At 37.9% G+C, this 1,232-nt stretch carries 1 protein-coding gene; it reads left to right on the top strand.

Annotated features, from left to right (window positions below):
- The coding region (locus tag SB773_RS29845; protein ID WP_410593801.1) for a Cna B-type domain-containing protein at positions 1 to 1,232 on the top strand (1,232 nt) is incomplete at both ends.

Here is a 1,232-nt window from a genome sequence, read left to right as displayed (position 1 = left end):
TACACATTTGAAAACCTACAAGCATACGATGCAAACGGAGTAGCTTACGAGTATAAAGTGAAAGAACAAGCAGTAGATGGATATAAATCGGAAGTCAAAGGTAATGACATCACAAATACAAAAGTAGGCGAAACGAAAGTAGAAGGAACAAAGACTTGGAACGATAACAATGCAACAGATCGTCCGACGATGATTAAAGTAGACTTACTACAAAATGGTAAAGTAGTAGACACAAAAGAAGTAACAGAAGTAACAAATTGGAAGTACACATTTGAAAACCTACAAGCATACGATGCAAACGGAGTAGCTTACGAGTATAAAGTGAAAGAACAAGCAGTAGACGGATATCAATCGGAAGTAAACGGTAATGACATCACGAATACAAAAGTAGGCAAAACAAAAGTAGAAGGAACGAAAACGTGGAAGGATGATAATGCGAAAAATCGTCCGACGATGATTAAAGTAGACTTACTACAAAATGGCCAAGTAATCGCAACGCAAGAAGTAACAGCGGAAAAAGGTTGGAAATATGAATTCAAAGATTTAGCGGCATATGATGCCGAAGGTAAGGCATACAAGTATGAAGTGAAAGAACAAGCAGTAGACGGATATCAAACAGAAGTAAAAGGTTATGACATCACGAATAAAAAGGTTGGTCAAACAAAAGTAGAAGGAACGAAGGTATGGAAGGACGGAAACGGTGAAGGGCGTCCAGAAACAATCAAAGTAGACCTACTACAAAATGGCAAGTTAATCGATACAAAAGAAGTGAGCGCAGCAAGCGAATGGAAATATGCGTTTACAGATTTAGCGGCATATGATGCCGAAGGTAAGGCATATAAGTATGAAGTAAAAGAGCAACCAGTAGACGGATATCAATCCGAAGTAAAAGGTTATGACATTACAAATACAAAAGTGGCGCAAACAAAAGTAGAAGGAACGAAAACATGGAAAGACGATAATGCGAAAAATCGTCCGAATATGATTAAAGTAGACTTACTACAAAATGGCCAAGTAATCGCAACGCAAGAAGTAACAGCGGAAAAAGGTTGGAAGTATGAATTCAAAGATTTAGCGGCATACGATGCCGAAGGTAAGGCATATAAGTATGAAGTGAAAGAACAAGCAGTAGACGGATATCAAACAGAAGTAAAAGGTTATGACATCACGAATACTAAAGTTGGTCAAACAAAAGTAGAAGGAACGAAAACGTGGAAAGACGATAATGCGAA

The organism is Bacillus sp. SIMBA_074, from assembly GCF_046534555.1.
Taxonomy (GTDB): Bacteria; Bacillota; Bacilli; order Bacillales; family Bacillaceae_G; genus Bacillus_A; species Bacillus_A mycoides.
This window is presented reverse-complemented; position numbering and strand designations above follow the sequence as displayed.